Source organism: Streptomyces sp. SCA2-17 (assembly GCF_044336695.1).
In genome coordinates, this window is the sequence record NZ_CP117521.1 from 1,153,310 (window position 1) to 1,166,390 (window position 13,081).

At 72.3% G+C, this 13,081-nt stretch carries 13 protein-coding genes; 7 read left to right on the top strand and 6 right to left on the bottom strand.

Annotation, left to right across the window (positions count from 1 at the left end; genetic code table 11):
- Nucleotides 1-263: 263 nt before the first annotated feature.
- The 3 genes from PS271_RS05125 (at nt 264) to tyrS (ending at nt 4,664) form a co-directional block, all read left to right on the top strand.
- On the top strand, nt 264-1,787 hold the full coding sequence (locus tag PS271_RS05125) for a TldD/PmbA family protein (protein ID WP_398380455.1): 1,524 nt from the start codon (nt 264-266) through the stop codon (nt 1,785-1,787).
- Nucleotides 1,784-3,175, top strand: coding sequence for a metallopeptidase TldD-related protein (locus tag PS271_RS05130; protein ID WP_398380457.1), 1,392 nt, complete (start codon nt 1,784-1,786; stop codon nt 3,173-3,175). The genes PS271_RS05125 and PS271_RS05130 overlap by 4 nt, the downstream gene beginning before the upstream one ends.
- An 88-nt stretch (nt 3,176-3,263) precedes the next feature.
- Nucleotides 3,264-4,664, top strand: coding sequence for a tyrosine--tRNA ligase (tyrS, locus tag PS271_RS05135; protein WP_398380459.1), 1,401 nt, complete (start codon nt 3,264-3,266; stop codon nt 4,662-4,664).
- A 92-nt stretch (nt 4,665-4,756) separates the two neighbouring features.
- On the opposite strand, the gene PS271_RS05140 is transcribed toward tyrS, so the two are convergent.
- On the bottom strand, nt 4,757-5,047 hold the full coding sequence (locus PS271_RS05140) for a GlsB/YeaQ/YmgE family stress response membrane protein (protein WP_398380461.1): 291 nt from the start codon (nt 5,045-5,047) through the stop codon (nt 4,757-4,759).
- 229 nt (nt 5,048-5,276) lie between these two features.
- Between PS271_RS05140 and PS271_RS05145 the strand changes: the two genes are divergently transcribed.
- Together PS271_RS05145 and PS271_RS05150 are read left to right on the top strand one after the other, a co-directional pair.
- Complete coding sequence (locus PS271_RS05145) at nt 5,277-5,651, top strand: DUF3099 domain-containing protein (protein ID WP_398386683.1); 375 nt, start codon at nt 5,277-5,279, stop codon at nt 5,649-5,651.
- Nucleotides 5,652-5,866: 215 nt separating this feature from the next.
- Entirely contained in the window at nt 5,867-6,097 is a 231-nt protein-coding gene (locus PS271_RS05150) for a hypothetical protein (protein ID WP_398380463.1), read from the top strand.
- A 46-nt stretch (nt 6,098-6,143) separates the two neighbouring features.
- Here the strand turns inward: PS271_RS05150 and moaA are convergent, their stop codons facing one another.
- From moaA to PS271_RS05165, 3 genes are all read right to left on the bottom strand, one after another.
- Nucleotides 6,144-7,133 (bottom strand): GTP 3',8-cyclase MoaA, encoded by a 990-nt coding sequence (moaA, locus tag PS271_RS05155; protein WP_398380465.1) that lies wholly within the window; start codon nt 7,131-7,133, stop codon nt 6,144-6,146.
- 96 nt (nt 7,134-7,229) lie between these two features.
- A complete protein-coding gene (locus PS271_RS05160; RefSeq protein ID WP_398380467.1) occupies nt 7,230-8,876 on the bottom strand; it encodes a monocarboxylic acid transporter in 1,647 nt (548 codons plus the stop codon).
- Between the two features lie 5 nt (nt 8,877-8,881).
- The gene (locus PS271_RS05165) at nt 8,882-9,271 is read right to left on the bottom strand and encodes a DUF485 domain-containing protein (protein WP_398380468.1); all 390 of its coding nucleotides are present in this window, start codon (nt 9,269-9,271) and stop codon (nt 8,882-8,884) included.
- A gap of 227 nt (nt 9,272-9,498) precedes the next feature.
- Between PS271_RS05165 and PS271_RS05170 the strand changes: the two genes are divergently transcribed.
- Both PS271_RS05170 and PS271_RS05175 read left to right on the top strand, forming a co-directional pair.
- Nucleotides 9,499-9,633, top strand: a complete 135-nt coding sequence (locus tag PS271_RS05170; protein WP_398380469.1) for a hypothetical protein — start codon at nt 9,499-9,501, stop codon at nt 9,631-9,633.
- Between the two features lie 309 nt (nt 9,634-9,942).
- On the top strand, nt 9,943-11,484 hold the full coding sequence (locus PS271_RS05175) for a S8 family peptidase (protein WP_398380471.1): 1,542 nt from the start codon (nt 9,943-9,945) through the stop codon (nt 11,482-11,484).
- Here the strand turns inward: PS271_RS05175 and PS271_RS05180 are convergent.
- Together PS271_RS05180 and PS271_RS05185 are read right to left on the bottom strand one after the other, a co-directional pair.
- Entirely contained in the window at nt 11,442-12,161 is a 720-nt protein-coding gene (locus tag PS271_RS05180) for a lysoplasmalogenase (RefSeq protein WP_398380472.1), read from the bottom strand. The two genes, PS271_RS05175 and PS271_RS05180, sit on opposite strands and share 43 nt — an antisense overlap.
- A complete protein-coding gene (locus PS271_RS05185; RefSeq protein WP_398380473.1) occupies nt 12,158-13,054 on the bottom strand; it encodes a sterol desaturase family protein in 897 nt (298 codons plus the stop codon). The genes PS271_RS05180 and PS271_RS05185 overlap by 4 nt, the downstream gene beginning before the upstream one ends.
- Nucleotides 13,055-13,081 lie beyond the last annotated feature (27 nt).

A 13,081-nucleotide genomic window follows, 5' to 3' on the forward strand; every position in this document is an offset into this window, starting at 1 on the left:
AGCTGCCATTGGTCGTCTGTACCGTACGAAAACTATCTGGCCCCGGCGCACGGCGCGCAGCCCGCCCCGAACAGGAGCACATGGCGGTCCCTGTCGGGTCCCTACAGAAAGCGGCGCCGCACGAGGCGGCGCGGCCCGCGGAGGACGCTTCCCGGAGTGCGCCCCGGTCCGCCCCTGAACTGCGCGGAAGGCCGCCCCGGCGCGTGGTGCGGCGTGATTCACTGCGTCTTCGGGAGACATCGCACGCCTAGGGGAGGCCATCCGTGCCACATGAAATCGACGAGTCGTTCCTCGCGCTGCCGCTGCGGCAACTCGCCGACGCGGCCCTCGCGCGCGCCCGCGCCCTGGGGGCCGACCACGCGGACTTCCGCCTGGAGCGGGTGCGCAGCGCGTCCTGGCGGCTGCGGGACGCCCGGCCGGCGGGCACCTCGGACACCACCGACCTGGGGTATGCGGTGCGGGTGGTGCACGGCGGGAGCTGGGGCTTCGCGTCGGGCGTGGACCTGACGATGGACGCGGCGGCGCGGGTGGCCGGGCAGGCCGTCGCGATGGCGAAGCTGTCGGCGAAGGTGATCGCGGCCGCGGGCTCCGACGAGAGGGTGGAGCTGGCGCGGGAGCCGGTGCACGCCGACCGGACGTGGGTGTCGTCGTACGAGGTCAGCCCCTTCGACGTGCCGGACGCGGAGAAGAGCGCGCTGCTCGCGGACTGGAGCGCGCGGCTGCTGTCGGCGGACGGGGTGGCGCACGCGGACGCGTCCCTGCTGACCGTCCAGGAGAACAAGTTCTACGCCGACTCGGCGGGCACGACCACCACCCAGCAGCGCGTCCGGGTGCACCCGCAGCTGACGGCGGTCGCGGTCGACCCGGCGACCGGCGGCTTCGACGCGATGCGCACGCTCGCGCCCCCGGCCGGCCGCGGCTGGGAGTACCTGACGGGCACCGGCTGGGACTGGGACGCCGAGCTGGCGGAGATCCCCGAGTTGCTGGCCGAGAAGATGCGCGCACCGAGCGTCGAGGCGGGCTCGTACGACCTGGTGGTCGACCCGTCCAACCTGTGGCTGACGATCCACGAGTCGGTCGGCCACGCCACCGAGCTGGACCGCGCGCTGGGCTACGAGGCGGCCTACGCGGGCACGTCCTTCGCGACCTTCGACCAGCTGGGCAAGCTGAAGTACGGCTCCCCGCTGATGAACGTGACGGGCGACCGGACCGCGGAGCACGGCCTCGCCACGATCGGCTACGACGACGAGGGCGTCGAGGCCCAGTCCTGGGACCTCGTCAAGGACGGCGTCCTGGTCGGCTACCAGCTGGACCGGCGGATCGCGAAGCTCACGGGCTTCGAGCGGTCCAACGGCTGCGCCTTCGCCGACTCCCCCGCCCACGTCCCGGTCCAGCGCATGGCCAACGTCTCGCTCCAGCCGGCGCAGGGCGGGCCCTCGACGGAGGAGCTGATCTCCGGCGTGGAGCGCGGCGTCTACGTGGTCGGTGACCGCTCCTGGTCGATCGACATGCAGCGGTACAACTTCCAGTTCACGCAGCAGAGGGCGTACGCGATCCGGAACGGGCGGCTGGCCGGGCAGTTGCGGGACGTGGCCTATCAGGCCACGACCACCGACTTCTGGGGGTCCATGGCGGCCGTCGGCGGGCCGCAGACGTACGTGCTGGGCGGCGCGTTCAACTGCGGCAAGGCGCAGCCGGGCCAGGTCGCGGCCGTCTCCCACGGCTGCCCCTCGGCCCTCTTCGAGAACGTCAACATCTTGAACACCACCGAGGAGGCGGGTCAGTGAGCCCTCGCAACCAGCCGCACGAGATCGTCGAACGGGCCCTGGAGCTGTCCCGCGCCGACGGCTGCATGGTGATCGCCGGCGAGCGCTCCACGGCCAACCTGCGCTGGGCGCGCAACGCCCTGACGACGAACGGCGTCACCCGCGGCCGTACGGTCACGGTGATCGCCACCGTCGACGGCGCCGAGGGCACCGCCTCGGGCGTCGTGTCGCGCTCGGCCGTCACGGCCGGGGAGCTGGAGCCGCTGGTGCGGGCCGCCGAGGCCGCCGCGCGCGAGGCCGGCCCGGCCGAGGACGCCCAGCCGCTGGTGACGGGCGTGCCGCACTCCCCCGACTTCACGGCCGCGCCCGCCGAGACGTCCTCCGCCGTCTTCGACGCCTTCGCGCCCGCGCTCGGCGAGTCCTTCGCCGGGGCGCGGGCCGCGGGCCGCGAGCTGTACGGCTTCGCCCACCACGAGGTCTCCTCGTACTACCTCGGCACGTCCGCCGGGCTGCGGCTGCGCCACGACCAGCCGGCCGGCACCCTGGAGCTCAACGCCAAGTCGCCGGACGGCACGCGCTCGGCGTGGGCGGGCCGGGCCACCCGCGACTTCACGGACGTCGACCCGCGCGTGATGGACGCCGAGCTGGCGCAGCGCCTGGCGTGGGCCGAGCGGAAGATCGAGCTGCCGGCCGGGCGGTACGAGACGCTGCTGCCGCCGACTGCCGTGGCGGACCTGCTCGTCTACCAGATGTGGTCGGCCGCCGCGCGCGACGCCGCGGAGGGCCGGACGGTCTTCTCGAAGACCGGCGGCGGCACCCGCGTCGGGGAGAAGCTGTCCCCGCTGCCGCTGACGCTGCGCAGCGACCCGCGGGCGGCGGGCCTGGAGTGCGCGCCGTTCGTCCTCACGTCCGCCTCGGGGGACGACGCGTCGGTCTTCGACAACGGCCTGCCGCTGGGTCCGGTGGACTGGATCCGCGACGGCGTGCTGGAGCACCTGGTGACCACGCGGCACAGCGCCGGGCTCACGGACCTGCCAGTCGCCCCGCTCGTGGACAACCTGATCCTGGACGCGGGCGGCACGCGGTCGATGGAGGAGATGGTCGCGGCCACCGAGCGCGGCCTGCTGCTGACCTCCCTGTGGTACATCCGCGAGGTCGACCCGGCGTCGCTGCTGCTGACCGGGCTGACCCGGGACGGCGTCTATCTCGTGGAGAACGGCGAGGTCGTCGGCGAGGTCAACAACTTCCGCTTCAACGAGTCCCCGGTGTCGCTGCTGTCGCGCGCCACCGAGGCGGGGCGCACCGAGCCGACGCTGCCGCGCGAGTGGAGCGACTACTTCACCCGGGCTGCGGCGCCCGCCCTGCGCGTGCCGGACTTCAACATGAGCTCGGTGAGCCGGGGGGTGTGACGGGGGCGGGGGTGTGACAGCGGGGGCGCGGTACCGGTCCGAATAGACTGGTCCGCGTCCACCGTCCCCTTCTCACCTCAGGAACGTCATGACACGCCTCGGCGAATCCGTCGCCCGCGCCGGCGAGCTCCTCGCGCAGGACCTCTCCTCCGACCAGACCGTCCAGCGGCTGCTCCAGGAGACGGGCTCGCGGCGCTATCTCGACCTGACGGACCTGTCGCCGAAGGAGCAGGCCGAGCTGATCGCCTCCCGCACCGTCGAGGTGCTGCCGGGCGTGGACAAGCTGGCCGAGCGCATCGAGGAGCGGCGGGCGGCGGGCAAGGGCCTGAAGCTCAAGCTGGGCATCGACCCGACGGCGGCCGACGTCCACCTCGGGCACGCCGTGCCGGTGATCATCCTCAGCCGCTTCCAGCGCATGGGCCACGACGTCACCCTCCTCATCGGCGACTTCACGGCCAAGATCGGCGACCCGACGGGCCGTACGGCCGAGCGCCCGCCGCTGACCGACGAGGACATCGCGCAGAACCTCGCGGGCTACCGCGAGCAGGTGCGCCCGTTCTTCGACTTCGAGAAGGTCACGTTCGTCCAGAACAGCAGCTGGCTGGCGCCGTACACCTTCCCGGAGCTGCTCGGGCTGCTCTCGCAGGTGCCGGTCTCGCAGCTGCTCCAGCGCGAGGACTTCCGCAACCGCCTCGCGGCGGGCTCGGGCCTGACGATGTCGGAGCTGCTGTACCCGATCGCCCAGGGCCTGGACTCGGTCGCGCTCGACTGCGACGTGGAGCTCGGCGGCGCCGACCAGCTGCTGAACCTCCAGATGGGCCGCAAGCTCATGGAGCTGAAGGGCCAGACGCCGCAGCTCGTCGTCACGATGCCGCTGATCGAGGGCACGGACGGCACGGGCGCGAAGATGTCCAAGTCCAAGGGCAACTACGTGGGCCTGACGGCTCCGGCCGACGACGTCTTCGGCAAGATCATGTCGGTTCCGGACCGGCTGATGGAGCCGTACCTGAAGGCGTGGACCGAGTGGACGGACGAGGAGATCGCCCTCGCGCTGTCCCGGGTCGAGGAGCGCTCGCTGCACCCGATGGACCTCAAGAAGATCCTCGCGGGTGAGGTCGTGTCCGCGCTGTACGGGATCGAGGCGGCGATGGCGGCCCGGGCCGGGTTCGTCGCGCAGTTCTCGAAGAAGAGCTTCTCCGACGTGGAGACGCCCGTGGTGGAGCTCGCCGAGCACGGCGCCGCCCCGGCGACGGCGGTGCTCAGCCAGGTCCTGGGCTTCCAGCCGTCCGCCTCGGCGGCCCGCCGGGTCGCCAAGCAGAACGGTCTGCGGCTCGTGGTCGAGACGGACGGCGGCCAGGAGGCCGTCGTGCTGGCCGAGGCCGACGCGATCCGCCCGCTGGGCGAGGTCGTGACGGAGACGGTCGCGAAGGTCGCCGGGGCCGGACGGGTGTACCTCAAGGCCGGCCGGAAGATCGCCGAGCTGCGGTAGGGAATCCGCCGGAGACGTGGCCGGGGCGGTCCGTGCGCGAGACGCGCGCGGACCGCCCCGGCGCCGTTACGGGGCGTGACCCCTCCCGCCCCTCACGCCGCGTGTCTCCCGCCGCTCCTGTTGCGGCCGCGGACCGCGACCCACAGCCGGTCGCCGACGCCGACGACGAGGACGGCTCCGGCCAGTTGCAGCAGGTGCCGGCCCCAGTCGATGCCCTTGGTCTCGTTGATGCCGAGGGCCGTGGCCGCCCAGTTGCCGAGCAGGCTGCCGATCATGCCCAGGATGATCGTCAGCCACAGGGGGACCTGCTGCTTGCCCGGCAGGATGGCCTTGGCGATCAGGCCCAGGACAAGTCCGACGATGATGGCCCACAACCAGCTCATGTCGCCTCCTCAGCGGCGCGAGGTGCCGTGCCCCGCCATTCTGTGGCCGCCGCCGGTACGGCGCACGCCGGAGCGGTCCGTCCGCCGCCGTGCGGGCGTGCCGTACGCAACCGCAGGTGGGAACGGGGACGCGGGGGGACCCGCTCTCGTACCCGGCGGCCACGCGGCGTAACGTGGGAGGAGTCCCGGCACGGGTGCGCGGGCGCGGCGGATCAGGTGGTGGAACGTGATGCGGAAGCAGGGCGGGGCGGCGGTCTTCAGGATCACCGGTGCCCGTCAGGGCCTGGCCGAGGACGTGCGCGGCCGCCAGCGCCGCTATGTCATCTCGATGGCGATCCGCACCCTGTCGGTGGTGCTCACCGTGGTGCTGTGGAACGTCGAGCGCTTTGTGGCGATCGGCACGCTGATCCTGGGTGCCGCGCTGCCGTACGTGGCGGTCGTGATCGCCAACGCGGGGCGGGAGAACGCCCCTTCGCTGCCCGGCACCTTCGTCCCGGCCCCGACACGGCCGGTGCTGATGCCGGGTGCCGGTGAGGAGCCGGCGGAATCCGTCCCGGAAGCGGGCCGTCGCTCCGGGGCCGATCAAGGGCGTGACCACGGCTGATACGCCGCGGGGGCGCGGCGGCCCGTGCCGCGCGCCGCAAAGCTCAAGAAAACCTCAGATCAATCATGTGGTTTCAGTGCCGCACGCCGGGCACCCCGTGACATACTTCCTAAGCGCTCCGCATCCCCCGTCGGAGCGACAGACCGACGCCGGGCGGCTCCCCCCGTGGCTGCCCGGCGTCGCCGTGTCTGCACGCGGTTCGTAGAGTCCGGGGTATGACTTCCGCCGATGACTCCGCCGCCGTGATCTGTTCCGCCAAGGGCTGCCGTGCCCCCGCCGTCTGGGTGCTGGCGTGGAACAACCCCAAGCTGCACACGCCGGACCGCCGCAAGACGTGGCTCGCGTGCGACGAGCACCGCGAGCACCTGTCCAACTTCCTCGGGCTGCGCGGCTTCCTGAAGGACGTGGTGACGCTGGAGGAGTGGGAGGCGTCGCCGCGCCCGTAGGGCACGGGCGAGCTCGCAGGGCGGCGGGTGCGGCAGGTGCGGCGGGTCAGCCGCCGATGGCGGACATCGGCCGCTGGGGCTGGAGGAAGGCCGGGTCGTCCAGGCCCGAGCCCGCCTTCTTGCCCCACATGGCGTGCTTCCAGCGCGCGGCGAGCTCCTCGTCCGGGGCGCCGGAGCGCAGCAGCGCGCGCAGGTCGGTCTCCTCGCGTGCGAAGAGGCAGTTGCGGACCTGCCCGTCGGCGGTGAGCCGGGTGCGGTCGCAGGCGCCGCAGAAGGGGCGGGTGACGGAGGCGATGACGCCGACCCGGCCGGGCCCGCCGTCGACGAGCCAGCGCTCGGCGGGTGCGGCACCGCGCTCGCCGGCGCCCTCGGGGGTGAGGGCGAAGCGGGTGCGCAGGCTCGTGAGGATGTCCACCGCGGTGATCATGCCGTCGCGGCGCCACCCGTGCTGGGCGTCGAGCGGCATCTGCTCGATGAAGCGCAGTTCGTAGCCGTGGCCGAGGGCCCAGGCGAGCAAGTCGGGGGCCTCGTCGTCGTTGAGGCCGGGCATGAGCACGGCGTTGATCTTGACGGGCGTGAGGCCGGCGGCGTGGGCCGCGGCGAGGCCGTCGAGGACGTCCTGGTGGCGCTTGCGGCGGGTCAGCCGCTGGAAGACGTCGGGCCGCAGCGTGTCGAGGGAGACGTTGACGCGGTCGAGACCGGCGGCCGCCAGGGCCGGGGCGGTGCGCGCGAGGCCGATGCCGTTGGTGGTGAGGGATATCCGGGGGCGCGGCCGGAGGGCGGCGCAGCGCTCGACGAGGGAGACGAGGCCGGGGCGCAGCAGGGGCTCGCCGCCGGTGAAGCGGATCTCGGTGATGCCGAGCGCGGTCACGGCGATGCGGACGAGGCGGACGATCTCGTCGTCGGTGAGCAGGTCGGGCTTGGCGAGCCACTGGAGGCCCTCTTCGGGCATGCAGTAGGTACAGCGCAGGTTGCAGCGGTCCGTCAGGGAGACGCGCAGGTCGGTGGCGACGCGACCGTAGGTATCGATGAGCACGCTGCGCCTCCTGCGGCCTCAGGTTGAACGTTCGTTCACCTTCGCAGCGTACGCGACGGCCGGACGGGCCGGCTTACGGCCCGTCCGGCAGGTGTGTCAGTGCGCCCCGTGTCCCGTGAGGGAACGGACCTCGAGTTCGGCGTACTTGGCGTCGGCGTCCGGCTCCGGCTCGGACAGCATCGAGCCGAGCCAGCCCAGCAGGAAGCCGAGCGGGATGGAGACCAGGCCGGGGTTGCCGAGCGGGAAGTAGTCGAAGCTCATGCCGGGGAAGAGGGCCTTCTCACTGCCGGAGACCACCGGGGAGAAGATCACCAGGCCGACGGACGAGATCAGCCCGCCGTAGATCGACCACAGGGCCCCCCGGGTGGTGAAGCGCTTCCAGAAGAGGCTGTAGAGGATGGTCGGGAGGTTCGCGGAGGCGGCGACCGCGAAGGCGAGGGCCACGACGGCGGCGGCGTTGAGCCGGTGGGCGAAGATGCTCAGGGCGATGGCGACGGCGCCGATGACGACGGCGGCGCACTTGGCCGTGAGGAGCTCCTCCTTCTCGCTGGTCTTCCCCTTGCGGATGACGTTGGCCCACAGGTCGTGGGCGAACGAGGCCGAGGAGGCCAGGGTGAGGCCGGCGACGACGGCGAGGATCGTCGCGAAGGCGACCGCGGAGATCACGGCGAGGAGGACGGCGCCTCCGGTCGAGCCGGCGCCGCCGCCGACCTCCTGGGCGAGCAGCGGGGCCGCGGTGTTGCCGGAGGGGTCGGAGGCGGTGATGGACTTGGAGCCGACGAGGGCGGCGGCGCCGAAGCCCAGCGCGATGGTCATGAGATAGAAGGCGCCGATGATGCCGATGGCCCAGTTCACGGACTTGCGGGCGGCCTTGGCGGTGGGCACGGTGTAGAAGCGGATGAGGATGTGCGGCAGGCCGGCGGTGCCCAGGACGAGGGCGAGGCCGAGCGAGATGAAGTTGAGCTTGGTGGTGCCGTCCTTGCCGTACTGGAGGCCCGGTTCGAGGAAGGCCTTGCCCTTGCCGCTCTCCTCGGCGGCGCGCCCGAGGAGGGTGGAGACGTTCCAGCCCACCTTGTTGAGCACGAGGACGGTGATCAGCAGGGTGCCGAGGATGAGCAGGACCGCCTTGACGATCTGCACCCAGGTGGTGCCCTTCATGCCGCCGATGGTCACGTAGAGGACCATCACCAGGCCGACGAGGCCGATGATCCAGCGCCGTGAGCCCTCGCCCGAGGCGCCGAGCAGCAGCGCCACGAGGGCGCCCGCGCCGATCATCTGCGCGAGCAGGTAGAAGATCGAGACGACGATGGTGGAGGTGCCGGCCGCGGTGCGCACGGGCCGCTGCTTGAGCCGGTACGCGAGGGCGTCGGCCATGGTGAAGCGGCCGGAGTTGCGCAGCGGCTCGGCGACGAGCAGCAGGGCCACCAGCCAGGCGACCAGGAAGCCGATGGAGTAGAGGAAGCCGTCGTAGCCGTAGAGGGCGATGGCGCCCGCGATGCCGAGGAAGGACGCGGCGGACATGTAGTCGCCGGAGATGGCGAGGCCGTTCTGGAAGCCGGTGAAGGAGCGGCCGCCGGCGTAGAAGTCGGTGGCGTCCTTGGTCTGCCGGCCGGCCCAGACGGTGATGGCGAGGGTGGCGGCGACGAAGACGGAGAAGAGCGTGATGATCAGGGTGCGGTGCTCGCTCGCGGCGCCGGCCGCGAGGGGGACACCGGTGTGCAGGGCGCTGGTCATGCTGGTCATTCGGGTCATTCCCCCGCTTCCAGGCGGGCCCGCAGGGCCTCGGCCTTCGGGTCGAGCTTTGCCGCCGCGTGGCGCGAGTACCACCAGGCGATCAGGAAGGTGGTGAGGAACTGGGCGAGGCCGAGCACGAAGGCGACGTTGATGTTGCCCGCGACCTGGGTGCCCATGAAGTCGCCCGCGTAGTTGGAAAGCAGGACGTACAGCAGGTACCAGGAGACGAAGGCGAGGGTGAGCGGGAAGGCGAACGTGCGCTGGGTGCGGCGGAGTTCGCCGAACTCGGTGCTCGACTGCACCTCGCTGAAACGATCAGCCGCGGCGCCGGGCGCAGCGGCTGCGGTGGTGTCCGGGCCGTCGGGCTCGTCCGGCTCTTGAGTGGTGGCTGGTGCGGTGTCCACGGTCTCTCCTGACAAGGGGGGAGTGAGGCGCGAGCCGATGGCTTGTGATCCGGATCACGCATCGTAGAGGCAGGTCGCAGTATGCGACAGGGGGGAAGCCCGGAATTCGGGAGCGGCCGGCGGCAGGGGCGACACCGCCCGCCCGCGGACTCGTTGACCCTGGTGTGAGCGATGCGCCTCCTCCTCCCCCGCCGTCCCCCGGTCGTCGGCCGTTCGGGATCGTCAGGTTGACGGCGCCCATAGCGGCGGTGCCGACCGGCCGGTCCGTGCCCCCGCCGAGGGCGGGCCGCTGGTACGGGCCGCGGGTGCCGCTGCCGCCGCTGAGCATCGACGCGCTGCGCGACAGCGACCTGGCTCCCTGAGCGCGCAAGGCCCCTGAGCGCACCGCCCCGGTCCCTGTCCCCGGCCACCACCGGTCCCTGACCCCGTGCCCCGGCCCGGGACCCGCTGCTCCACCCCCGCCGCGAGCCGTACGATCCCACCCCTCGGATCCGGATGCTCCTCTTCCGAATTCCCGCCGCCCCGGGGCCATTTGCTGCCTGACGATGACTGCCAGGGCGTTTGTTCCGGAATGTATTGCCCGGTGCCATGATCGGCGCTAGCTTCACTCGTCATGTACCCGCCCGCGCGCGGCCCGCGCCCCGGCGGTCTTCGGATGATGTGGAGAACCCATGGCTCACCTGCGTCACAGACGGCACGCACTGCTCGCCGTCCCCGTCGGTCTCGCCCTCACCGCCTCGCTGGGTCTCCTGCCCGGGGTGGCCTCCGCCACGCCGCAGGCCGCGCCCGAGGCGAAGCAGGCCGCCACGGACGGCCCCCTGCTGTCGTACGTGGTGAACACCTCCGCCGACCGCGCCACCGTCGCCCGGGTGAAGAAGGCCGTCGCCGCGTCCGGCGGCAGCGTCGTGACCGCCTACGAGCGGATAGGCGTCGTCGTCGCCCGCTCCGCGAACCCCGACTTCGCCAAGGCGCTGCGCGCGGTCCCCGGGGTGCAGTCCGCGGGCGCCACCCGCACCGCGCCGATCACCCCGGCCGCCACCACCGACGTCGGCAAGCCCGAGAAGGTGAAGCTGCCCAAGGCCAACGCCGCGGCGGCGGCCCGCGAGTCCGCCGGCGGGGCCGAGCCCCTCGAAAGCCTCCAGTGGGACCTGCCCGCCATCAAGGCGGACCAGGCCGCGAAGGTCAACCCGGGCAGCCGCAAGGTGACCGTCGGCGTCATCGACACGGGTGTGGACGACACCCACCCGGACCTGGCCCCGAACTTCTCCCGGGCCCAGTCGGCGAGCTGCGTCAGCGGCAAGGCCGACACCAGCCCCGGCGCCTGGCGCCCGTACAACCCGGACAAGGACTACCACGGCACGCACGTGGCCGGCACGATAGCCGCGGCCCGCAACGGCGTGGGCGTCGCGGGCGTCGCCCCGAACGTCAAGGTCTCGGCCCTCAAGGTCTCCGACAAGAACAGCTTCTTCTACGCGGAGAGCGTGGTCTGCGCCTTCGTCTTCGCCGCCGAGCACGACATAGCGGTGACCAACAACAGCTACTACGTCGACCCGTGGATGTTCAACTGCGCCGACGACCCCGACCAGAAGGCGATAGCCGAGTCGGTGGCCCGCGCGTCGAAGTACGCCCAGGACAAGGGCACGGTCAACGTGGCCTCGGCCGGCAACTCCAACTTCGACCTGGCCGCCAAGGAGATCACCGACTCCTCCAGCCCGAACGACAAGGGCCGGCCGGCACAGACCCGCAAGATCGACCCGTCCGTCTGCCTCGACGTCCCCGCCCAGCTGCCCGGCGTGGTCACCGTCTCCGCGACCGGCGTGAAGGGCCAGAAGTCGTACTACTCCAACTACGGCCTGGGCCAGATCGACGTGGCGGCCCCCGGCGGCGACAAGTACCAGGTCCCGGACCTGCCCGCGAAGGACGGCCGGATCCTCTCCACGCTGCCCGGCGGCGACTGGGGCTTCCTGCAGGGCACCTCGATGGCCGGTCCGCACGTGGCGGGCGTGGCGGCGCTGATGAAGAGCGCGCACCCCACGTCGTCCCCGCAGGAGATCCAGTGGCTCCTCAAGGCGCAGGCCGACAACCCCGGCTGCCCGACGGCCCCGTACGACGGTGACGGCGACGGCAAGGTGGACGCCGTGTGCACCGGCACGAAGAACGTCAACGGCTTCTACGGCTTCGGCATCGTCGACGCCCTGGACGCGGTGCGCTGACGTTCGCGCCGGTGAGCAGAGGGGCCGGGCACGCGCCCGGCCCCTTCCGCGTCGGACAGGGCCGCGCTGCGCAGGATCCCCTCGGCGAGCAGGAGCTGCGCGCCGATGTAGGTGAGCATGACCCAGAACTGGGCGGCGGGCGCCTGGGGCCAGCCGGCGACGCCGGTGGCGATCAGGGTGTCCGACACGACGAACAGCGCCCCGCCGGCCGCGGCGAGCGGCACGGTGCGGGTCGCGCACAGCGCCATCGTGACGAGCAGCAGGCTGTAGAGCGCGACGGGCACGCGCAGCCCGGCCTCCAGGCCGGGCCACAGCAGCGCGACGGTGACGAGCCAGGCCGCCCCGTAGCCGGCGGCGAGCCGGCGGGTGCGGGCGCCGCCGGGGCTGCCGTGCCGCGAGCAGAGCACGAGGTAGCAGACGTGCCCGGCGGCGAACGAGCCCATGCCGAGCAGGAACGGCACGTCTCCGCCCACCTGGAGGAGGACGTCGCCGCCGCACCCGAACAGCAGCGCCACGACGAGCAGCCGGGGCCCGCCGCGCGCGAGGACGTACGCCGCGAGCAGGGGCATCAGGGCGGGCTTGGTGAAGAGCGCGACGGAGGGCGCCGCCAGCAGGGCGCCGAGGTGGGCGAGGGCGACGGCGCCGAAGAGGGCGGTGAGGGCGCGGCGGGCCCTCACGCGGCGTGCTCGTGCGCGGGAACGGCCTCGGCCGCGGTGGCGGGGGCCCCCTGACGGGGCGCCGGCTGCCACCCCGGGCCACGGAACACCCGCCCCAGCCGCTCCCGCCAGTCCCGCGCGGCGCGCAGGTCGCGGGCGATCGCGGCGTACTCGTGGGTGGCGACGCGCAGCGGGTTGTACGTGTCGATGTTCTTGGTCAGCCCGAAGACCGGCTTCTCGCCCTCGGCCACGAAGGAGCCGAACATCCGGTCCCAGACGATCAGGATCCCGCCGTAGTTGCGGTCCAGGTAGCCGCCCTGGGAGGCGTGGTGGACGCGGTGGTGGGAGGCCGTGTTCAGGACGTACTCGAAGGGCCTGGGCAGTTTCCGGACCCGCTCGGTGTGCACCCAGAACTGGTAGACGAGGTTCACCGACGAGCAGAAGGCCACCGCGGCCGGGTGCACGCCCACGGCGATCATCGGCAGGTAGAACGGCCACACGGTCAGCGTCGTCCAGGGCTGGCGCAGCGCGGTGGTGAGGTTGAACTTCCGGCTGGAGTGGTGCACCACGTGGCAGGCCCACAGGATCCTGATGACGTGGTGCCCGCGGTGCGACCAGTAGTAGAAGAAGTCCTGCACGAGCAGCATCAGGGGGAGCGTCCACCACAGGACGGGGACGCGCAGCGGCGTGAGCTCGTAGAGGGCGGTGTAGGCGGCGACGATCGGAATCTTCCACAGCGCGTCGAAGACGAGGCTGCCGGCGCCCATTCCGATGCTGGTCGCCGCGTCCTTGGCCTCGTAGCCCGCGTCGCCCGTCTCCTCGGCGGGGCGCAGCCGGTAGCTCACCAACTCCAGGACGGTGAGCAGGACGAAGGCGGGTATGGACCACAGCACGGCGTCGGGAAGGTGCGGCATGGACGCACGATAGGCGCGCCATCGGGC

Excerpts from the sequence above, each read along its gene's own strand:
- PS271_RS05145 (WP_398386683.1), top strand. The coding sequence starts at position 5,277 with ATGCGGAAGCAGGGCGGGGCGGCGGTCTTCAGGATCACCGGTGCCCGT.
- PS271_RS05160 (WP_398380467.1), bottom strand. The coding sequence starts at position 8,876 with ATGACCAGCATGACCAGCGCCCTGCACACCGGTGTCCCCCTCGCGGCC.
- PS271_RS05175 (WP_398380471.1), top strand. The coding sequence starts at position 9,943 with ATGGCTCACCTGCGTCACAGACGGCACGCACTGCTCGCCGTCCCCGTC.
- PS271_RS05150 (WP_398380463.1), top strand. The coding sequence starts at position 5,867 with ATGACTTCCGCCGATGACTCCGCCGCCGTGATCTGTTCCGCCAAGGGC.
- tyrS (WP_398380459.1), top strand. The coding sequence starts at position 3,264 with ATGACACGCCTCGGCGAATCCGTCGCCCGCGCCGGCGAGCTCCTCGCG.
- PS271_RS05140 (WP_398380461.1), bottom strand. The coding sequence starts at position 5,047 with ATGAGCTGGTTGTGGGCCATCATCGTCGGACTTGTCCTGGGCCTGATC.
- PS271_RS05185 (WP_398380473.1), bottom strand. The coding sequence starts at position 13,054 with ATGCCGCACCTTCCCGACGCCGTGCTGTGGTCCATACCCGCCTTCGTC.